Origin of the sequence: Roseburia sp. 1XD42-34 (assembly GCF_009917385.1) — a bacterium.
Classification (GTDB): Bacteria; Bacillota; Bacilli; order Bacillales; family Amphibacillaceae; genus Virgibacillus.
The window spans coordinates 70,360-92,619 of the sequence record NZ_QWLJ01000013.1; the positions used below are offsets into that span (position 1 = coordinate 70,360).

16 protein-coding genes are annotated in these 22,260 nt (G+C 37.5%); 6 read left to right on the forward strand and 10 right to left on the reverse strand.

From position 1 onward, the window contains the following. Window positions 1-48 precede the first annotated feature (48 nt). On the forward strand, window positions 49-216 hold the full coding sequence (locus D1839_RS09635) for a hypothetical protein (protein WP_158589634.1): 168 nt from the start codon (window positions 49-51) through the stop codon (window positions 214-216). Between the two features lie 162 nt (window positions 217-378). Here D1839_RS09635 and D1839_RS09640 read toward each other — a convergent pair whose 3' ends face one another. Together D1839_RS09640 and D1839_RS09645 are read right to left on the reverse strand one after the other, a co-directional pair. Then, on the reverse strand, window positions 379-1,176 hold the full coding sequence (locus D1839_RS09640; RefSeq protein WP_120379694.1) for a TerC family protein: 798 nt from the start codon (window positions 1,174-1,176) through the stop codon (window positions 379-381). A 395-nt stretch (window positions 1,177-1,571) separates the two neighbouring features. After that, complete coding sequence (locus tag D1839_RS09645; protein WP_120379695.1) at window positions 1,572-3,305, reverse strand: phospho-sugar mutase; 1,734 nt, start codon at window positions 3,303-3,305, stop codon at window positions 1,572-1,574. 563 nt (window positions 3,306-3,868) lie between these two features. Between D1839_RS09645 and D1839_RS09650 the strand changes: the two genes are divergently transcribed. Then, on the forward strand, window positions 3,869-4,951 hold the full coding sequence (locus tag D1839_RS09650; protein WP_120379720.1) for an AI-2E family transporter: 1,083 nt from the start codon (window positions 3,869-3,871) through the stop codon (window positions 4,949-4,951). A gap of 288 nt (window positions 4,952-5,239) precedes the next feature. Here the strand turns inward: D1839_RS09650 and D1839_RS09655 are convergent, their stop codons facing one another. After that, on the reverse strand, window positions 5,240-6,085 hold the full coding sequence (locus D1839_RS09655; RefSeq protein WP_120379696.1) for a GNAT family N-acetyltransferase: 846 nt from the start codon (window positions 6,083-6,085) through the stop codon (window positions 5,240-5,242). A 99-nt stretch (window positions 6,086-6,184) separates the two neighbouring features. Between D1839_RS09655 and D1839_RS09660 the strand changes: the two genes are divergently transcribed. Then, a complete protein-coding gene (locus tag D1839_RS09660) occupies window positions 6,185-6,370 on the forward strand; it encodes an SE1832 family protein (protein WP_120379697.1) in 186 nt (61 codons plus the stop codon). Between the two features lie 166 nt (window positions 6,371-6,536). On the opposite strand, the gene D1839_RS09665 is transcribed toward D1839_RS09660, so the two are convergent. Next, a complete protein-coding gene (locus D1839_RS09665; RefSeq protein WP_120379698.1) occupies window positions 6,537-8,396 on the reverse strand; it encodes a cation:proton antiporter in 1,860 nt (619 codons plus the stop codon). A 729-nt stretch (window positions 8,397-9,125) separates the two neighbouring features. Between D1839_RS09665 and brnQ the strand changes: the two genes are divergently transcribed. Next, on the forward strand, window positions 9,126-10,412 hold the full coding sequence (gene brnQ, locus D1839_RS09670) for a branched-chain amino acid transport system II carrier protein (RefSeq protein ID WP_120379699.1): 1,287 nt from the start codon (window positions 9,126-9,128) through the stop codon (window positions 10,410-10,412). Between the two features lie 346 nt (window positions 10,413-10,758). Then, the gene (gene recQ / locus D1839_RS09675) at window positions 10,759-12,894 is read left to right on the forward strand and encodes a DNA helicase RecQ (protein WP_120379700.1); all 2,136 of its coding nucleotides are present in this window, start codon (window positions 10,759-10,761) and stop codon (window positions 12,892-12,894) included. Between the two features lie 285 nt (window positions 12,895-13,179). Here recQ and D1839_RS09680 read toward each other — a convergent pair whose 3' ends face one another. Further along, window positions 13,180-14,421: an aminopeptidase gene (locus D1839_RS09680; RefSeq protein WP_120379701.1), complete on the reverse strand. Its 1,242-nt coding sequence runs from the start codon at window positions 14,419-14,421 to the stop codon at window positions 13,180-13,182. A 205-nt stretch (window positions 14,422-14,626) separates the two neighbouring features. Here D1839_RS09680 and D1839_RS09685 point away from each other — a divergent pair, with 205 nt between their 5' ends. Continuing rightward, window positions 14,627-14,953, forward strand: coding sequence for a winged helix-turn-helix transcriptional regulator (locus tag D1839_RS09685; protein ID WP_120379702.1), 327 nt, complete (start codon window positions 14,627-14,629; stop codon window positions 14,951-14,953). 153 nt (window positions 14,954-15,106) lie between these two features. On the opposite strand, the gene D1839_RS09690 is transcribed toward D1839_RS09685, so the two are convergent. The 5 genes from D1839_RS09690 to D1839_RS09710 form a co-directional block, all read right to left on the reverse strand. Then, complete coding sequence (locus D1839_RS09690; RefSeq protein WP_120379703.1) at window positions 15,107-16,528, reverse strand: alanine/glycine:cation symporter family protein; 1,422 nt, start codon at window positions 16,526-16,528, stop codon at window positions 15,107-15,109. Window positions 16,529-16,986: 458 nt separating this feature from the next. After that, on the reverse strand, window positions 16,987-17,511 hold the full coding sequence (locus D1839_RS09695) for an acyl-CoA thioesterase (RefSeq protein WP_120379704.1): 525 nt from the start codon (window positions 17,509-17,511) through the stop codon (window positions 16,987-16,989). A gap of 184 nt (window positions 17,512-17,695) precedes the next feature. Beyond that, entirely contained in the window at window positions 17,696-19,144 is a 1,449-nt protein-coding gene (gene cls, locus D1839_RS09700) for a cardiolipin synthase (RefSeq protein WP_286164769.1), read from the reverse strand. Window positions 19,145-19,768: 624 nt separating this feature from the next. Continuing rightward, window positions 19,769-20,515 carry a MurR/RpiR family transcriptional regulator gene (locus D1839_RS09705; protein ID WP_120379705.1) on the reverse strand — a complete coding sequence of 249 codons (747 nt, stop codon included), beginning with the start codon at window positions 20,513-20,515 and terminating at the stop codon, window positions 19,769-19,771. A 367-nt stretch (window positions 20,516-20,882) separates the two neighbouring features. Next, entirely contained in the window at window positions 20,883-22,253 is a 1,371-nt protein-coding gene (locus D1839_RS09710; protein WP_120379706.1) for a class-II fumarase/aspartase family protein, read from the reverse strand. Window positions 22,254-22,260: the final 7 nt, after the last annotated feature.

The window sequence follows — 22,260 nt, forward strand, 5'->3', positions numbered from 1 at the left end:
GGTAAAATGGAGACAGTATCATCTTCAACAAGTAAAGGGAGAGGTTGCATGTATCGAATAGTTGCAATTGGACATAATCAGGTACGAGCTATTATTGCTGTAAATGAACAAGAGATGATATTTGAAACTTATACAGAAGCGGAGAAATATCTTTTAGAAGCAAAAAAGGCAAATATTATACCAGACAATTATAAAATGACTATCGAAAAACAATAACAGTGAAGCATCTCAATAATGAGGTAATCACCAGCTAATGGATGGTGCCAAAAGGGTATGTCCTAATGGCATCTAACAGGAACGTAGTTGATTTGTGCTTTAAAAAATGCTTCCGTCCAATTTCTCTAACATTGGATGGAAGCATAGAAGCAGTCTTTCGATTTATTTCTCTGAATCCTTTACGCGCTCTTCGACTTTTACTGTAGCCTTCTTATCACTTGAGGAGAACCAACCAATGACAGCAATTCCTACAAGTACCACATAGAATATGACCTTCCATAAGGTTGAATGAGGAAAATCATGTGGGATAAGTGCGATATCTTCATGTGCAAGTACAATCAAACTAAGCTTCACACCAACCCAGCCAACAATAACAAAAGCAGCCACTTCTAAACCAGGTCGCTTATTCAACAATCCTACAAATATATTTGCCGCAAATCGCATAATAATTAACCCAATCATACCACCGGCAAACACCACTAAAAACTGTCCTGTATCCAGACTTCCTATATGTCCTAATCCTGTTGCTGGCAAAGCAACGGCTAGTGCTACAGCAGCTAAGATTGAATCGACTGCAAAAGCAAGGTCAGCAAACTCAACTTTCAACACGGTCATCCAAAAACCGCTTCCCTTTTTCTCCTTTGTCTGCTCGTCTTCTTCTAACCCTTTTGTCGGTTTAAATCGGGCATATAAATGCTTCATAGATATGAATAGTAAGTAAAGCGCACCGAGTGCTTGTACCTGCCAAACATCAACTAAAAATGAAATAACAAATAATGATCCAAACCGGAGAACAAACGCACCAGCTAACCCGTAGAATAATGCTTTTTTACGCTGTTTTTCAGGTAAATGCCTCACCATAATCGCTAACACAAGCGCATTATCTGCTGCCAACAGTCCTTCTAAACCAATCAGCACAACTAACACCCATAAATATTCGATCAGTAAATCAACGCCCATTCCTTATCCTCTCCTTCAACTATGGCGATCGAAACTTTTCCAGTTAGGAAAAACCGTGCTATAGCTCGCCCACATTAGCCAAAAATAATACATTGTGTCGCTAAGCTATAAAAAAAGGTTCCTACCAATCGGTAAGAACCAATAAAAAACAGACCCTTACCAGGATTGGTAAAGGTCTCGCTAACAACGGTCGTTGCCAATTCAGCCGGAGAATGATCTCGTAATGACGACTAAAATTGTACAGCTACTCCCCTTTATAAAAACTAGTTCAAAAGACTTAATCGTAAAGATACTACATAACAAGAAATAATCTCTTGAACAATTATTTATAGGAATAAAATCACTTTATTATTAAACATCTTCTAAGAAGAAATGTCAACTATTAATTTACTAGACTACACCTCAATGGTCGCTTGCAACATTTTATCCATAGAAGCTCGTAATGTTGCCAATTTATGTTTACTATCCGCTTTACTCGTTCCACGTACTCCAAAATAACATTTAAGTTTTGGCTCTGTTCCAGACGGGCGTAAGCAAATCCAACAATCCTGTTCCAAAATATACTTCACCATATTCTCTTTGGGCAGGTCAATATTTTCGACTTGCCCATCTTTCAATTTCCTTGTACCGGCCAAATAATCTTCTATTAGTTCTACCTCCAGACCCCCAAAATTTTGTAATGGCTCATTACGCACATAATCCATAATCATACGAATTTTTTCTGAGCCTTGTTTTCCTTTTAGGGTAATAGATTGCGTATTTTCAAAATAATAACCATGGCGAGCAAATAGTTCATATAAAGCATCTAAAAGTGTCTTGCCCTGTTGCTGCCAGTAGTACGCCATTTCACAAGCAATCATCGAAGCTTGTACTGCATCTTTATCACGAGCAAAGCTGCTAATTAAATACCCATAGCTCTCTTCATAACCAAAAACAAAGGATTCACCTGTGCTATCAAACTCTCTAATTTTCTCACCGATAAATTTAAAACCTGTTAATGTATTCAATGTCTTAATACCATAGTAATCAGCAACTGCCTTACCTAACTCAGATGTAACGACTGTCTTAATCATGCGCCCGCTTCGTAACAGCGCTTTGTCACTATGAGCTAAGAGATAATCTAACATCAATGCCCCAAGCTGATTTCCCGTCAACACTTGGTAATCACCTGCATTGTTTTTCACTGCAACACCTAACCTATCTGCATCTGGGTCTGTAGCAAGTAGAATGGTTGCATTGGTTTGTTTACCTTGTTCAATAGCCATCGTAAATGCTTGGTGTTCCTCAGGATTAGGCGAAGCAACCGTTGAAAACTCTGGATCTGCAATTGCCTGCTCCTTTACCACGTGAACATTTGTAAAATGCAACTGTTTTAACCCTTTAGGTACGAGCTGAGACGCAGTTCCATGTAACGGAGTAAACACAATTGGCATCGTCTTTTCTTTAGCCATTTCATCTGCTGACCATTTTGAAATGCCCTGCAGCTTATCTAAATAAGCATTATCAATTTCATCTTTGATCCAATTAATTAACTCGTGCTCTTCTAATTCGTCCTGTTCCAAATAAGGAACAGATAACTCATCCTCTACCTGATTAATATACGCAATAATCTCTGAGGCTTGATTCGGTGTAATTTGCCCTCCATCTTCGTTATATACTTTAAAGCCATTATACTCCGGTGGATTATGGCTAGCTGTAATCATTACACCGGAAACGGTGCCTAAATAACGTACAGCAAACGATAATAAAGGTGTAGGTCTTAAAGAAGAAAATACATAGGCGGTAATTCCGTAAGCACCCAATACTTTAGCTGTTTCTAAAGCAAACTCCTTCGACATATGCCTCGAATCATAAGCAATGACAACGCCACGATCCTTTACATTTACAGTGTGCTCAAGCAAATAGTTTGCTAGACCACTTACGGCTTTGCGAATCGTATAAACGTTCATGCGATTTGTTCCTACTCCCATAACCCCCCGCATGCCACCAGTACCAAAGGTTAATTCTTTATAAAAAGCGTCTTCTAATGTGACAGGATCTGCTTTCAGTTGTGTCAGTTCCTGTTTTAAATTCAGTTCTAGATTTTGATATGAATTCCACTTTTCAAAAGTACGTTCCCAGCTCATCATTCACTTATCCTCCAACATTTTTATCTAAACGAGGAGTTTCCTATCATTTTCATTCAATCATCGAAGTTCCTCGCTGCTGCCGACTAATAGTTCACTGCAATCAGTCAGTTTTTCTTTGTTACCTTCATACTATACGAATTTTAGCATATTTTCACTAATTATTCTATGGCAACCCTTTCATGTTTACATCCGCTGGAAAATGGTTAAACTTTACTAATATAGTATAAAACGTTTTTTGCTTTCAGACATTTAGTTTACTCCCAAAAGGTCACTTGGCCATGTTTGATACAAAATATAGTATATGGTGATTTTGTAAAAAAACTACATCATCTTGTGGTCTTTAGACAGTTATTTTTAGAAAACACCCTTTTTGCGTGATAACTAACAATCGTACGTATTTCTTAATATTAGCACATTACTATATAAGACTCTTATACATAATATCCAAGTCTACTGGATAAAAGCAACGTATGTTAGTTTCTTTCGATTACAAGATTTACTTTCTATTTTTAGCATAAACAAGTAAAATAATGATATATGAACTCGGGAAAGTAGGGATGCACGTGGTAAATAAACGCTGGTTTCAATTTTTTGTGTTTTTTATTTTAGCTTTCACTTTAATTCTATTAATCTCGGTAACAGACTTTATATTTTTTCCCTTTATAAAAATAGTTGGTTCTGTAGCAGTACCTATTATCGGTGCTGGTATCCTTTACTACTTAACCAAACCTTTAATGTATTTTTTTGAACGTCTAAAAATCAATCGGATTATTTCGATAGTTCTTGTTTTTGTCGTGATGATACTGCTTGGTGTATTTGTATATATGTATATTGCGCCGATTGCGCAACAACAATTCCGCAATTTAATTGATAATGTTCCAAAAATGGTAGACTGGGCACAGGATATGATTTCCTTATGGCAATCTAATCAAACAGCTATTCCTGATCAAGTGAATAAGGCAATTAACGATTTTACCAATAATTTACAATCCCATATTGACAGTGTGCTCAATTATCTGTTTGGGTTTATCGGGCAAATTATCGGCTTTGTTACATCATTAGTTCTTGTTCCTTTTTTCCTATTCTTTATGTTAAAGGACGGAGAAAAGCTAGTACCATTCATTACGCAAATTTTTTCCAGAAAAAAGGCAGCCAATATACGTGCATTACTTTCTAAACTCGATGCTACATTAACTTCTTTCATCCAAGGCCAATTAATTGTCAGCTTCGCTGTAGGAGTTTTATTGTTTATCGGCTACTTAATTATCGGCTTAAATTACTCTCTGACACTTGCATTATTTGCGATGGTTATGAATGTTATTCCATTTGCGGGTCCGTTTATTGCTGTCATCCCTGCATTAATCGTTGGAGCCTTTCAGGAGCCACTTATGGTTGTTTGGGTAGCATTAGTAATGATTGCAGCCCAGCAAATAGAAAGTAATTTAATTTCGCCAAATGTGATGGGGCGTGCACTAGATTTACATCCACTAACGGTAATTACGGTTATCTTGGCGGCTGGAAGTATCGCTGGCTTCTTAGGTATTCTGTTTGCGGTCCCATTCTACGCAGTAATTAAAACGATCATTCTTCATTTTTATCAAACATATGTAGATTCCAAAAAAAATAAAGAAGATGCGCTTATTTAAAACATCTATAGCGAGAGCTGATTAAACAGACCTCGCTTTTTTGTTTCAACACGGTTGTCCTACGTATAACTGATTGCAAGAACTGCTATTCTTTGCTTGAATTGTTCCTATGCAGGTTCATTGATGGTTTAACTGTTCTTCCATTCTACAAGGCGAAGTCCAGTAGGAAGAGCGTAGGTTCCAACAGGAATTTAAATGAACCCTTATTTGACTAACATAACTTCTCGTTAGTAAGTGAAAACAAATCTTTTTAAATCCGTTTAACTATCTTCTTCAAAGCAAGCTTCTTTAACTACATTGAAATGCGTACACCATTGCGGATCCAACTTTATAGTAGCCAATTTTCTGACAAATATAATTAGAAATCGGGTTGGATACATCTGTGTACAAGCTACAAAACTGATACCCTTTATTAAGCAACTGTTGGCTTAATACTGCAACTGCATTTGTAACGTAGCCATTTCCTTTAAAGCGGTCTGGTGTAAACACGGCATTGATAGTAGCTCCATTCCTGGTCGTTCTTGATCGATTAACCTTGGACACAAGTTGGTCATTTACCCGCCAAAAGAAAGCAGATTGCTCCGTAATAAACCGTCTTGCTATTTGCTCTGCACGTTGTAAAGAGATATCTTCGCCAGCTTGCTTACCAAATTGCTGTAACCAATCTATTAATAAAGAAAGATCTTGCTCTTTTGCAACCATTAATTCTCCAGGTTGCTGGGGGTATCTTTTCACCTCATTTAGCTGATAAATAAGTTCGCGCATATGTATGGAGGCAGTACAGTTTGTAAGCTTTCCCCATTCCTCTGCAAATTTAGTAGCGTACGATTCTGGACCTATGACACCAGGAACTTCCCATCCTCCATTCCGTATCTGCTCCACCATACATTGTACCACCTCTTTATTCAAATCACCTTTCAAATCAGGGAGTACCCAATTATGTGGTGGTGTACGTAAAAACGGCAAAAGTAATCGTCCATCCTTTTCCACCCACCCCAAATAACAGTTCCCCTGCTCTCGTTGCAAACGTTCTAAAATGCCGAGCATTAAATTATTACACGCTTCTTTTTTTAACAGTTCCTCTTCTACAATGCCCAAGTAACGATCTAATGACTTTGTAAATTGAGCTTCCATTTAACAGCCCTCCTCGCAATAATTCTTTATAATATACTTTATTTTCCCTGTTATGTAGAGTTCATTTTCGTTACACTAGGGATGAGGAGGGATATGGAGATGACTCGAAAACAATTACAGGATAAACTGGATGAATTAAAATCAGACTACGCACGAATCCAAGGTGATTTAGATAAGCTGGAGTATGTACGGGGGAGAGTATCCTCAGCGGAGGAACAACTCATTCGCTTAGAAGGGGAAATGGCCGAAGTCCATCGGCAGTTGGATGAACTAAATACATATTAGGACATGTCCTAATACTATGAAGCACTATGAAGCGCCTTGTATAAAGTGATCCATCAGCACAAGCTTTATCACTCACTATTTTTAGCTGAACATAGAGCAGTTGACTTGTTAGGTTCAGACCTTACTGCCCAATTGCAAACGGTATAATCGAAAGAAGGAAGCCTTATTAGCTTCCTTCTTTCGATTGACCATTACGCTGTGTTTCCAGCTTTGCTTGGATTTTCGCTTTCTCTTTATTTGCTGGTGTCAAACTGACAATTCGATCTCCTACAGCGGGGACTGTCCGCATTTCTTCCGAATAAAACTTCAGTTGCCCAGATGGCTTAATCAAATACAGAAATACGGTCGAATCATCTTTATCCGCTAGATATTGTTTGTAATTATATTGAGAGGTTAATGTTGTCTGTCTAAATACGTAGTGGTTACCTAATTTATCGAGTAAATCTTCCATCGTAAATTTCTTATCAAACAGAATCCGACCACCTACTCTTGATACAACTTCAATGGAATCACTGCTCAATTGATCGTATGGACTTATTTTAAACACATTTGTTCTTCCATACTCTGGCATAAAGGTCGTACACACTAATGAATTAAATGCGTGATCATCCGTTGCTGCCAATAAATATTCGTATGGAATGGTATCTAAATTATATTCTGTCTGTTCAGACAAGATATTCCCGTGATAGAAGTTAATGCCTGCCTCTCGTACAGGACGCAGCTTTTCCCACGAAGAATCCACAATAATAACCGGAAAATCTGCTTTTGAAAGAGATTTGGCTAATTCTACCGTAAACCGATTTGCCCCCACAATAATTGCCCCAGGTCTTCCTTCCATGGACAGATGCAATTTCTTCGACAACCAGCCGATAGAAAAACCATGTGCCACAACGGTAAAGAACACAAGCCCAAAGGTGAGCGTGGTTAAAATTTGTGCATCTTCATAGCCTTGTTCTGCTAAAACTCCGGCAAAATAACCAGAAACCGTTAATGCCACAATCCCTCTTGGAGCAATCCAACCAACTAGTGCTTTTTCATTCAATGATAAGCTGGTTCCAATTGTGGAAAGGAAAATAGATAATGGGCGTACAATAAACATCATAAGCAGCACATAGCCAATAATATTTGGACTGAATATGTGCAACAACGTTTCTAATTGTAGAGAAGCTGTCAACATAATGAAGATTGTCGAGATAAGCAGAATCGAAATATTCTCCTTAAAATGACGCATATCGGAAATAGAACTAATCCCCATATTCGCCAGGGTTATTCCCATTGCTGTAACAGATAAGAGCCCAGTTTCATGAACGATTTCATCAGCTATTGTAAAACAGAGAATAACTACAATTACTACAGCAGGCGACTTTAAAAATTCTGGTATATGGCCGGTTTCAAACATCCAGCCAATTCCCCGTCCGCATGCCCAGCCAAAAATGGCAGCAAATATAGAAGCGGCAAAGAATAATAGTAGCTTGGCTACATCAGGATCTGACGCTGTTAAAAAGGTAATGATTTCAAAGGCAAAGACTGCGAGCAATGCACCGATTGGATCAACAATAATGCCTTCCCACTTTAAAATTTTTGCTGGTCTGGCTTTTAATTTTGATTGACGCAAAAGCGGCATAATAACGGTTGGACCGGTAACAATAAATAAACCACCAATAACGAAGGCGACAGCCCAAGAAAGACCAGCAATATAATGTGCTGTTAAAGAACCTAGAATCCAAGCAATAAACGCCCCGACCGTTGAAATACGGAATACGGGTTTACCAAGTCCTCGTAATTCTTTAAAGCTTAAATTTAAACTCCCCTCAAATAATATAATTGCTACTGCAACGGAAATAATCGGACTATATAAACTGCCAAAGTCTTCTTCAGGATTTAAAAAGCCCAAAATAGGTCCTGCCAACAATCCTGTTATTGACATTACGACAATCGCAGGCATGCGATAACGCCACGCGATCCATTGTGAGCCAATCCCTAGAAGACCTATTAGCATGATTTCAAATAGTAATGATGGTACCATGTTATACCTCCTTGAATAAAATAATTTCGGCAAAACTCCAGTTAATTGGAGGTATAGCACTGCTCCTCCAATCGTAACACTCTTAACTATCGCTTTTAAATTGAAGGAGCAGAAGAATTAACTGCTTATAAATAGAGTTGTAAACCCATTTTCTTGAAACTTTGGTCTAAATTGTAAACCAGCTACAAATAGTACGTGTTTGCTTTTCATTTACCTTAGGGTCAAAACATAGAACGATATTCAAGTCTTTCGAGCATCTTTTAAAAACGGGAAAATGAAATATAAGCTAAAAACATTTTAAAGGCGAAAAGGAAGAATGTAAACAGTTTTAAACAAATAAGTCTTAAAACATATAATTGCAAACTTTTTTTCTTTTCATGATGTGATCCAACTTTGGTATTACATGGAGTTTTAAATTTCATAAGTTAGTTGAAATTCGCATATACCGAGTACACATATCTCATGGTGAATGTAACGAGGATTTTATAACCTTTTCTTTTATGTTCGTTGACATAGAAAACCGTTTACTGTTAAGATAATGACTGCTTTGTTATATTTTCAAACTACCGACTATAAAGCGCGGAAAATTCAGATTATATTGTCTTTTCCATTTTTTGCTGGCAATGGGGTAGCATTATTGCATTATTGTTATTGTCTGTTAATTCACAAAAATAGAACCTTTGCTTTGCTTATATGAAAGGTACGGCCTATACATACGGAGGGAACAAAATGAAAAAAGACACATTTATTATTGGTTTTATGTTATTTGCTTTATTCTTCGGTGCTGGTAACTTAATCTACCCACCTGTACTAGGTGTATCTTCAGGTACATCTTTTTTCCCTGCTATTGCAGGATTTGTAATTACTGGGATTGGAATACCCATCCTAGCTGTTACAGCGATTTCATATGTAAAAAACGACGCCAGAGAACTAGGAAATGATGTTCATCCTTTATTTGGTCTGATCTTTACCTGCCTCGTTTATTTAGCAATTGGCCCATTCTTTGGAATTCCAAGAGCAGCTACAGTTGGTTATGAAATGAGCATGGAGCCGCTTTTGAATGAAACGACATCATGGACTTTATGGTTATTTACAAGTATATTTTTTCTCGCGGTTCTTTTAGTTAGCTTAAACCCATCCAAGATGGTTGATCGAATTGGACAGCTACTAACACCTATCCTATTACTTTCTATTGCAGCCCTAGTCATTGGTGGGTTCATTTTATTTGACCAACCACTATCCTCGGCTTCCGAAGAATATGCCCAAACCCCCTTTTTCACAGGGTTTATTGAAGGATATTTAACGATGGATGCAATTGCTGCACTTGCATTTGGTATTATTGTTGTACAAACTTTTAAGGAGCGGGGGTTATCCACAAAAAAAGAAATCATCAAAGCAACCTTAAAAGCTGGAGCAGTTGCCGGAGTTGGACTAGCTACAGTTTATGCAACGATGGGATGGATTAGTGCCAAAATGCCAAATGGGGATACATTTACAAATGGTGGAGAAATATTATCTCAAGCAGCTACACAAATATTTGGTACATCTGGTACGTTATTATTAGGAATTATCGTTACATTGGCATGTTTCACAACGTCCGTAGGGCTTGTCGTTGCTGCTTCTCAATTTTTTTCAAAAATCAGTCCTCTATCCTATAAGTGGCTGACTGCAATTATTACACTAGCAAGTTTTATCATCGCGAACCAAGGTCTAAATACGATTATTCGCTTTTCCGTCCCTGTACTTGTATTTTTGTATCCGATCGCTATCGTCTTAATCATCCTTACATTCATGCGGTCACTGTTCAAAAATACACAGGCTGTTTATCGAGGCGCTATCCTTTTTACAAGTATTGTTAGCTTATATGATGGATTACAAGAATTAGGCGTACAACTGTCTGTTGCTTCTGAATATATGGCATTACTTCCCTTTTCAAATATTGGCTTAGGGTGGCTGTTTCCTGCTGTAATAGGAGGTTTAATTGGGTGGGCACTGTCGAGAATACGGAAGCAATAACAAAGAGGTAGAGTAACATATCAGCCCCTTTTATCCCAAATGTAAAGTTACAAATAAAAGCCCTCTTTAAGAAAAGAGGGTATTGCCAAGCAGTTACAAGCATAGCGGCACCTTAATCCCCGATTTGTTAGACCTACAAGTTGTGGTTTGTAAGAGGCTTGTACACAGAAGAAGTGTTTCTCTTTTCAAGGTAATTGATCATTTTTAGCCTTTGTTCTAATCCTGTCAGTAAAGGAACAAGAAAACCACCACTGATTAATGTCTTACTTTATTTCTAATCTATCACTACTACTTATTCATGAAGCAAAATATGTTAAGATGGATGAGGTAAAGGAGGAAATCGAAAATGGGCGCACGTGAAGAAAAACTATTACAAACCTATTTTGGTTACCAACATTTTCGTCCAGGTCAAAAAGAAACAATTGACTTTATTATAAATGGGAAAAACATTCTTGCTGTTATGCCTACAGGAGGTGGAAAGTCACTTTGCTACCAAATTCCCGGGTTAGCTTTAGAAGGAACGGCGATTATTATTTCTCCACTCATCTCATTAATGAAAGATCAAGTAGATGCATTACAAGCTTTAGGGGTTACGGCTACGTATATTAATAGTACTTTATCTAAAGAGCAACAACAGACCTGTTTACGAGATATTTCGTTAGGGAGATATAAGTTTGTCTATGTGGCTCCTGAGCGATTTGAGTCTAGCTTTTTTATGCGTGTGTTACGCCGCATACGAATATCCCTAATAGCTTTTGATGAAGCCCATTGTATTTCTCAATGGGGGCATGATTTTCGCCCTAGTTATCGCTCGATCATTCCGCAGTTGGAAAAGCTTCCCCGTCAGCCAGTGGTGATGGCTTTAACGGCAACAGCAACTACAGAAGTGATTCAAGATATTCAGCAGCAGTTACATATTGAAAATGTGGTGAATACAGGTTTTGAACGGCAAAACTTAGCGTTTCATGTCGTAAAAGGAAAAGCAAAGCGCAATTATATTGCTTCTTTTTTACACGAACGAAAATCAGACTCTGGTATTATTTATACAGCTACAAGAAAACAGACAGATGCGCTTTACGATCAGTTGGAAGCTCAAGGTTATTCTGTAGCAAAGTATCATGCTGGTTTAACAGAATTGGAGAGAAAAAGAGCACAATCTGCCTTTATTCATGACGAAAAACAGCTAATGATAGCAACGAATGCATTTGGAATGGGAATTGATAAGTCAAACGTTCGTTTTGTCATTCATTACGCCATGCCGATGAATATTGAATCATACTATCAGGAAGCAGGCAGAGCAGGTAGAGATGGAGAAGCAAGTGATTGTATTCTGTTATTTTCACCACAGGATATTCAGTTGCAAAAATTTCTAATTGAACAATCCAATATGGACGAACCTGGTAAACAAGCAGAGTACCGAAAATTACAGGCAATGACCAATTATTGCCACACGCATAGTTGCTTAACAGCTTATATTCTAGATTATTTCCATGCTCCCACCGAAACGAAATGTGGACGATGCAGTAATTGTGTAGAACGTCAAGAGAAAGTCGATATGACAGAAGAAGCGCAAAAAATCCTCTCCTGCGTCAAACGAATGGGCGAACAATTTGGTGTTGGAATGACTGCCAAAGTGTTGAAAGGATCTAAAGATAAAAAAATCAAACAATTTCGGTTGCATACTTTATCCACATATGGCATACTTTCCGCTTATACAGAAAGGGAGCTTACCGAATGGATCCAGTTTTTAATTGCTGAGCAATTGTTGGCGACCGAGGAAGGAAAGTTCCCTACGCTAAAACTGAATCAGCAATCCGTCGACGTTTTAAAGGGGAAAAGGAAAGTCTGGATGTTTACCGCTCCTATTCCGGAAAATCAAACAGCAGATTATCATGAAGATTTATTTACTGCTCTAAGACAATTGCGAAAACAACTGGCTGAGGAACAAAATGTACCGCCTTACATTTTATTTTCAGATGTCACGTTAAAGGAATTAAGTAGATATTTTCCGACTACCAAAGAAGCGATGCTATTGATTAAAGGGGTTGGCGAAAGAAAATTCGATCAATATGGAGAAGCTTTTTTAACTGTTATTCAAAAGTGGCGCGGGGAACATCCTGGCGCACAGCAAGTGATTCCGATTCAAAAGCCAAGACCAGCAAAGAAGTCTGTTCACAAACAGGATGACCGATCAAGCCATTTAATCAGTTATGAGCTATTTCGATCAGGGAAAGCGATCAAAGACGTTGCAGCTATTCGGGAGCTTTCTGCCCAAACAATTGAAAATCATTTATTTAAAGCATTTAAGGAAGGGTATCCAATCGCATGGGAAGTATTTTTCACTTCTCAGGAAGAGGAAGCCATTTTAACTACTCGTAAAGAATTAGAAGAACCGAAGCTAAAACCTTTAAAGGAATCCCTTCCAGACACATTTAATTATACGAAAATCAAGGCTGTGTTAACGAAAAATGGTTTTTTATAATGATGAATCTTTTTAATGAATTTTTACCCTTCCTTGACTGGTATGAGATAAAGGTCAAATGACCATTTGACTTACAATCGGGTCCTTCTCATTATCCGCTTGGACTTTACCTCGGTGAGGATCGCTGTGGAAGTCTTCATCTTAATTATATATTGGGATAACAAACAACAGCAACCCTTCCGTAACCGTATAAACGGAGTAGTTGCTGTTTTTACGTTTAAAAAGGAATAAAGCGGACAGAAAAAAATATGAACTGCTAATTTTCCCGCCTTTTGAAAATCTTTTTTATTCATTCGTTTTCCATGCCCACGTCCCATTACGAAATACTGGCTCTGTTGTACCATCTGCAAACACACCATCAATATCAAGCTGTTTCGACCCAATCATAAAGTCCACATGGCTAAGGCTATCATTCACTCCATGCCGATCCAACTCTTCCTGGTTCATGTTGGAACCACCTTCTAAGTTCGTTGGGTAAGCTTTACCAAGCGCTATATGACATGAAGCATTCTCATCAAACAATGTATTGTAGAAAATTAACCCAGACTGTGAGACGGGAGATTCGTGAGGGACAAGAGCAACTTCACCAAGACGCTTGGAGCCTTCATCGATATTTAATAAGTGTTCTAGCGTTTCTTGTCCTTGCTCTGCTTTAAAATCAACTACTTTTCCATCTTTAAACGTTAATTGAAAGCGATCGATCAAGCTACCTCCATAATTCAGCGGCTTCGTACTTGCTACTGTACCGTTTACACCATACTTATGCGGTAAGCTAAACACTTCTTCCGTAGGTATATTTGGATTGAAGGTAACACCGTCCTCTGTTTGTGCAGAGCCCCCTTTCCAAATATGCCCCTCTGGAAGCTCCATTTCCAAATTTGTTCCTGGCGCTTTAAAAATTAGCTTCTGATAATTTTTCTTATTTAGAATTTCCCTTGCTACACGCAAAGACTCATTATGTGTCTCCCAAGCAGCAATAGGATCTTCCTGATCTACTCGCACAATTTTTACAATTGCATCCCAAAGGCTATCAATAGCATCTTTTCGTGACTTACCCGGAAAAATCTTTTGTGCCCAATCTCCTGTAGGGATGGAGATAATCGACCAAGCAATTTTGTCATTCATCGTATATTCCCGGAATTTTTTCATTGCTTCTGCCCCTGCTTTATTCGCTATTGCCACTCGAGAAGGAGCAATGCCTTGCAGTAAATCGGGGTTCGTCGAACGAATATTCAAGATTGCTGCTCCATCTTCAGCAAAGCTATTATGCAACATTACTTTCCATTCTGGAAAATGAGCAATCACTTCGTCTGGAGCATATTCAAATTTTAATCGTGTAAGTTCATCGTCCACCCAATTAATATGTACATCCTTTGCCCCCATTTCATATGCTTTGCGCACAACAATTTTTGTAAAATCTGCCCCCTCTATTGGTGCATTAATCATTAAAGCTTGCCCTGTTTGTAAATTAACTCCTGTGCGGAGTGCCAACTCTGCATATTTTTCTTGAATTTGTTGCGTAACCATTGTCTACCTCCATTTTAATAAAATTATATATACCATTATTATTTCACAACTTCATGAAAAATTCCAAAGTCCAACTAATTATAAGCCAGACAAAGGCCTAATTGCTAACTTTACGCAACATATAAAATATGCTACTCTATAAACAAGTTACTTTTCGTAATAACTGTTAATTTATTGGAATTGATACCAATTGAGGTGATAATGAATGGATCATTTATGTCCACGTTTTGAAAAAGCTATGGGGCTATTAAGCACAAGATGGGTCGGGCTAATTCTGTTTGACTTACTTAAAGGAAAGAAGCGCTTTTCTGAAATGGAAGCTGATTTGCCGATCAGCGGCCGCTTGTTGTCTGACCGACTTAAAATGCTAGAAAAAGAAGGAATTGTCACAAGGGATGTCTACTCCGAATTCCCTGTACGCATTGAATATTCCCTATCAGAAAAAGGCAAGGCATTAGCCCCAGTCATTCAAGAAATTCAACACTGGGCAGAAGAGCATGTTTCTGCTGACGATGTCGAGCCGGAATGTTAACAAACCGTTTTTAAAATCTTTGCAGCATATTCTCGGCTGTGACATTCATTTATTTTACACGATGCATAAGATTTAATAGTAATTATTCCTATTAAATCTTATTTTTATAAGCGGAGCGCATTCTATAGAATGCGCTCCTGTTTCAATGATACCTTATTTAGAGTGATCCGCTTGATCTCTTCCCCAATATTCAATACCATCCTGGTTATCTAATACATCGCGGTAAAAGACCGGATCCTTCCCTTGCTTCCGCTGCCTACGATAGTCCTGAAGCACTTGATTAGCAATTTTAAACAATCTGGCTATGGCATACAAGTTAATCAAAGCCATAATCGCCATAGTTAAATCGGCTAACGACCATACAAAATCAAAGGAGGCTATGGCTCCAAATGCCACCATGACCAAAGCCCCAATCCGATATAAAAATAATCCTATCTTACTGTCTCGAATATACGTAATATTCGTTTCGCCATAATAATAATTTCCTAAAATCGAACTATACGCAAATAGTAAAATGGCAACAGCAATGAAACCGCCTGCCCAATCACCAAAGTGAAAGGCAAAAGCATTTTGCGTTAGCTGGATTCCATCTGCTTTACTTCCTTCAAAGCCACCTGCTGTAATAATAACGAACGCCGTTGCACTACAAATTAAAATCGTATCAAAAAATACACCTAAAGCCTGAATCAGACCCTGTTTAGCGGGGTGCGTAACTTCTGCTGTTGCTGCAGCGTTGGGCGCACTTCCCATACCTGCTTCGTTGGAAAACAAACCGCGTTTAATCCCCCAGGAAATAGCTGCACCAAAACCACCACCAGCAACTTCACGAATTCCAAATGCATTGGAAAAAATAAAGGCAAACATATCTGGAATTGCAGTAATATTTGCGATTAAAATATATATCGATAAAAACAAGTATAAAATAGCCATCACCGGTACAATAACTTGGGATACATTCGCGATACTTTTTAACCCCCCAAAAATAACGACAGCTGTAAATACAAATAAAATAATTGCAATAATATTTTTGTCAATTGCAAATTGGTTCTCAAACGCTAAACTGATTGTGTTCGATTGAACAGAGTTAAACACTAATCCATACGTAAACGTTATTGTAATCGCAAATACCACAGCAAGCCAACGACTCTTTAGCCCTTTTTCCATGTAATAAGCTGGACCACCACGATATTGATTCTCATGAGGCACTTTATACACTTGTGCTAGTGTACTTTCTACAAATCCTGATGCAGCGCCAACTAAAGCAATGACCCACATCCAAAACACAGCACCTGGACCTCCAGCTGCGATAGCTGCTGCTACTCCAGCCATATTCCCGGTCCCTACTCTTGATGCAGCGCTAATAGCAAACGCTTGAAACGAAGAAGTACCCTTTTTACCGGCAGCACTTATCGTTCGTTTATCCAAAATCACCCGAAACATTTCAGGAAAGTACCGAAATTGCACAAATCCTGTTTTAATGGTAAACCATACACCTAATCCGAGTAATACAGTGATTAAAACATACGTCCCTAATACATTATTTACTTCTCCTACCAATTTCTCTAGTAATTCCACTACTTGTTCCTCCTTTTGTCTACGATGTGCATCGTACCACATCATAAACATGCATCACTTTTAGAATAATAAAAATAGTTCGCTATCAATCTCCTCCTCAAAATAAAGTAATCCTTCGTCAATGGAGATTTCTTCTATCCCCCCTGATTGTTTCCACCAGCATATAACCTAACCGCTTCTGAACAGAAACGGGCGTTAGCATGACAGTTGCCCCCTCCCCCTCACCTCTAGGTTTCACATCAGAGATCTACTACCAGTTATACGGGGGTTAGACTATCTGGTTGCGTAGGCATCCATATTCTCATGTTATTATTCTATTTTTTGTCTACACACATGAAAAACGGCTGTCATTGATTGTGTACAGACCGAAGCTTTCACCAAGTTACGCCATCATTCAATAGTAGTTAGAACCCATAAAAAATGAAACTTCTTATTATTTGTTATCCTTCCATTTTAACCTAGAATCGCGTTTGATTCCATGGGTAATCTGTGCCAAAAACTTCAGCAAATTCTTTTGACTGCTCCCGTCGCCGCTTTCTATGCTCAGCCCGTTCTGCTGCTGATGCATGAAGCTTTTGTTCATGTTCTGTCTCTGGAAACACACTTGGAACCGGTCTAGGCTTGCCCTCTTCGTCTATTGCCACAAACGTCAGAAACGCTGTTGAACAAACTTGCCTTTTCCCCGTTCGCAAATCTTCCGTTACCGCCTTAACAAACACTTCCATTGAGGTATGATGTGTCCAAGTAACAAATGCTTCCACACAAATGGAATGCCCCTCTTTAACAGGGGCTAAAAAATCGACCGAATCGGTGGAGGCAGTAACAACAGGCGTACGAGCATGTCTGGATGCAGCAATTGCAGCAACGTCATCCATATACGCCATCAGCTTTCCGCCGAACAAAGTGCCATACGTATTCGTATCTGGTGGCAATACATAAGATGTTTTTACAGCTAAGGAATTCGTGCAAGTTCTTTTTTCCATTTTACTCCTCCTAAAAGTAATTTATCACATACGTAAGTGCCATATTTTCACTTATAGAGTGATAGAGCTTATCCGAGTGAGAGTTTACGGTCTCTGATTGCCCAATTCGTTCAAAAGACTTTCGTTCATATTTGTACTAACATCCATTAGGAGATGAGCCACTCCTACTGTGTGTAGATTACCCTTATAAAACCGGAGAAATGAGTCGTGAAATAGACTCTTTAAATCGGATGCCTAAAGATCGTTGTTTATATAATATAGCCGTCATCTGTGTAGACAATAGCATATCTTCTTCAAATTTTGATACCAATTGTTGTGTCAACTCACGATCATATAAGAAAGCATTAACTTCAAAGTTTAAACGGAAACTACGAACATCAATATTTGCCGTTCCGACAGAAGCTATTTTGCCATCTACAACGATCGTTTTCGCATGTAAAAAGCCATTTTGGTAAATAAAGACTTCTGCCCCAGCTTCTAACAGATCACCTATGTAAGACAATGTTGCCCAATATACAAAAGGGTGATCCGGCTTATTTGGAATCATAATTCTAACATTAACGCCTGATAAAGAAGCTATTCGTAATGCATCGCGTAAGCTTTCATCAGGTATAAAGTAAGGAGTTTGAATATAGACATAGTCCTTGGCAGTCATGATCATTTTAATATACCCGTTTTTAATCTGCTCCCATTCAGAGTCTGGTCCACTAGAAACAATTTGGACACCGACATGTCCCACTGGGTCAGCACTATAATAACGATCTTCGTATAAAATATCATTACGGGAAGCCTGGTTCCAATCCAAGATAAATCGTGTCTGCATTTGACGTACTGCATCTCCATAAATGCGTAAGTGCGTATCACGCCAATATCCAAACTTTTTATTTTTCCCTAAGTATTCATCACCAATGTTAAAGCCACCAATATAGCCTATTTTGCCATCAATAATAGCTAGTTTACGATGATTTCGGTAGTTTATTTTAAAATTAATCTTTGGTATTTTGGGTGGAAAAAAAGCTTCCACTTCTACTCCTGCCTTACGAAGCCGTTTAATATATTTTCGCTTTAATGAGCGTGAGCCCATATCATCAAACAGCACACGGACCTCTAGTCCTTCTTCTGCTTTTTTTATTAAAATATCTGCAATGCGTTGACCAAGCTGATCACTACGAATAATATAGTATAACAAGTGAATATGATCTTTCGCTTTTTCTAAATCCCTCATTAATGCCTCAAATTTCTCTGTACCATCAGTATAAATTTCCACTTCATTATCATGTGTGAAAATAGCATCGTCATTACGTAAATGTAAATAAAATAAATCTTCATATTCAGCGATTTCATTATTTTTAAATTCAAATGTTCCTTCTTCAAGAGCGCGTAACTGGGATTGGACAGCTGCCTTTACCCCCAATCTGCTTTTCGTGTCCCATGTAAAAATTCGCCGTTTACTAATTGGTTTGCCAAAAATCAAGTACAATATAAATCCTAAAATTGGAATGAACAACAATACCATTAGCCAAGCCCAAGTTGAGGTTGGGTCTTTACGTTCCAAAAAGATAATGGAAACACCTAACGCGATATTTAAAACTAATATAAAGCTTAGCAAATAAGAAAATATGTCTATTTGCAAAAACTCCCCCCCTTCCCAAACAACACGAGCTACCATGTTCAATAAAGGTACTACCGTGCACTTGAATTTTTTTACTTCTTCATAATACTATAGCATAACGTAATATTTATCGATAATCTGAATAAAAACGATGTTAATTTCAGTTTATTCTCAACAAAAATCAAATTATGATAACCTCTGGGTAAAGGGATAGAAACCTCTTGTTACTTCTTAGCTCGAAACAGAATTTATCTTTATGAAATGAGTCCTTTTCTTTAATATAGCTTATTGTATCAATTAAGCACCAATTTATGTATAAAAAACGTTGAAATAAAGTGAAGTCTCAAACAAAGGGGGTTTTCTTTCTCCCCTCAACTTGTTTAGCACTACTAAGGGTATAGCCTAAAAAGGTCTTTTAACAGCATCGGACATAAGTTGTTGGATCCTTCACGTATCCTAAGGTTCACGTCAAGCCATTTGCTAGTTGCTTGAGGAATAACCGTTTAAACCTGATGACCTTCCTACTTTAAAGCTCCTTCATTTATCTAACATACTCATAAAACAACAGCCGAACGAAGTTATTGCTTGTAGCCATTATAATTATAGTATCGTAAGGAAGTTTATTGCAGGCTAACTTTAGTAAGATTAGTCACCATTTAAACGTATTAATTCATTAATCAATAAATCAACTATTAAGAAAAATCCGATCCGAGATATTTTGTCATTTTTCTTTGTATCGTTGTTATCAGAGTAGCAATATAAATTATCATTTGTATATTTAGTTAATTCATTTGTTTGAAAAGAAGTAATACTAATTATTTTTGCGTCTTTAAAATGTACTTTTTTAGCTGTATTAACGATCTTTTTTGTATTTCCTGACATTGAAATAAATATTACCATATCGTTTTTGGCTACAAAGTTCGTAAATAACTCAGATAGATTATAATCTTTTATAAAAATACATTGAATTCCGATTGATAACAAAAGATGCTCTAAATAGTAACCTACTGCCTTACTAGTACCTCTAGCCATAATAAATACATTTTCCGATGCTTGTATTTGTTTAGCACAATTTTGAAGCATTTCTTCACTAACAAGGGAAAATGTTTTTTTAATACTTTGATCTAGTCTATCACGGTACGATAAATCATTCTTTTTTTGTTGAAGCGTCTTATCTTTTACAGATTGGTTGATATAATATTTTAATTCCTTGTATCCGCTATAACCAAGTTTTTGTGCAAGATTAATGATCACTGTTTTCGATACATAGATAGTTTCTGCTAAATCATTTATCCTCATGTAGGGGATAATATCCATATTTTCTACAATATAATTCAAAACCTTCCGTTCACTTGCTGTCATCTCTTCATAGTTATCTAAAAAGTTCAACATATTTCATTCCTCAATCCATTCCAATATTTACTGTACTTGTCTATCCCTTTAATCAAATTACTACGATTTAGTATACCATTTTAAAATCTTCCTACCAGTTATAATGAAACAAAAGCTTCAGGATGGATTTTCTCCTTTATACAGTAGATAAAAGATTCTTTAGACGCTGTTGAAAAATTGGCGTTGTGTTGCAATGAATCAAACGTAGCCTTTTCTTATCCAGGAATTTACATTTATATTGCATTTATCAGTTCTACCACCAAGTTATATGAGATAGGAGCATTATACGTACGTTAGATGCATAAATATAATTATGATTATACAAAAACTCCCTCTCAGCCTTTATGCTGAAAAGGAGCGTTATCCATTAGTTATACTTTTTTAATATTTCTTCTTTCACTTTTTTTGCTCTATTGGCTTCATTCTCTGCTATGGTAACGGAAAGACCAATATAGTTTCTCGGATCGATCATCGCTTTAATCTCTTCATCCGTAAAGTCATTAGCAATTTTTTCATTTGCTTTTAAATTAGTAAAGAAATCTTCACCCTCAGAGGCCGTCTTCATGGCAATTTCATACATAAGTGAATGTGCTTGATCTTTCCCCAGTTTTTCTGCTAATTTCATCATCACATACTCACTATTATCTAATCCCTTGTTACGTAAAACATTATGCAGCATCCTGTCCTTATGAACAATTATCGTCCTTGTTAATTCCTCACATCGTAATAAAACCTCCGTAATTAATTCCATGGCTTCTTCAAGCAAACCATCGAATAGCATATAGGAGCTGCTATCTCCTTCATATGGACGTACTGCTGAATACATTCCGACTCCAGGTAAAGAATACAGTTTTTGCGAGTTTGCAATTATTCCTTTAGCTAATTTTGGATTAATTTTATGTGGCATGGTACTGCTGCCGATCGTACCCTTACTAAATCCTTCTGAAACCTCCGCTATTTCTTCCAATGTTGTACTATATACTTCTTCGGCTATTTTATGGCAAATATTGGCTAGCAACGACAAGTTCATCATATACTCTAATTTATGTGTATTTATATTTCTTGAAGGAACTTCCATCGGATACATTCCTACTAACTCGGCAACCCGGGCTTGTACTTGCATGCCCACTTCCGGCATCGAACTAAATGTACCTACAGCTCCTCCCATCATGATTTTAAAAACTCTTTTTTCTGCTTCTGCCATGCGTTCATAGCACTGAATAAAGTCGCTGATCCATACCGAAACCTTATACCCATATGTAATAGGAATCGCATGTCTCCCATGGGTTCTTCCAGGCATGACCGTATCCTTATTCTCATATGCCAAAGCACTTAAATTACCTAAAATTTTACCAATTATGTTCATAAACTGATGATGTGCTTTTTTTAGAATATAAAGTTGTGAACTTTGTTGTATATTCTGTGTTGTTATTCCATAATGAACATATTTCCCACTATTTTCTGGGCAAGCTTTTACGAATACCTTTAAAAAAGGGACAAAGCCATGTCCTATTTTTTTATATATTTGCTCCATTTCTGCAAAATCGATATTTTCTATTTTAGCTGCTTGGTTAATATCATCTGCCGCTTTTTGGGGGATAAATCCGTATTCAGCTTGTGCCTTTGCTAAAGCAGCTTCAAATAATAACCACGTTTTATATTTTTCCTCTTGGGTAAAAAGTTTTTTTATACCTTGATCATCCATCGTCTTACTTTTTGAATCATATAATGCTCTCATTTATCTC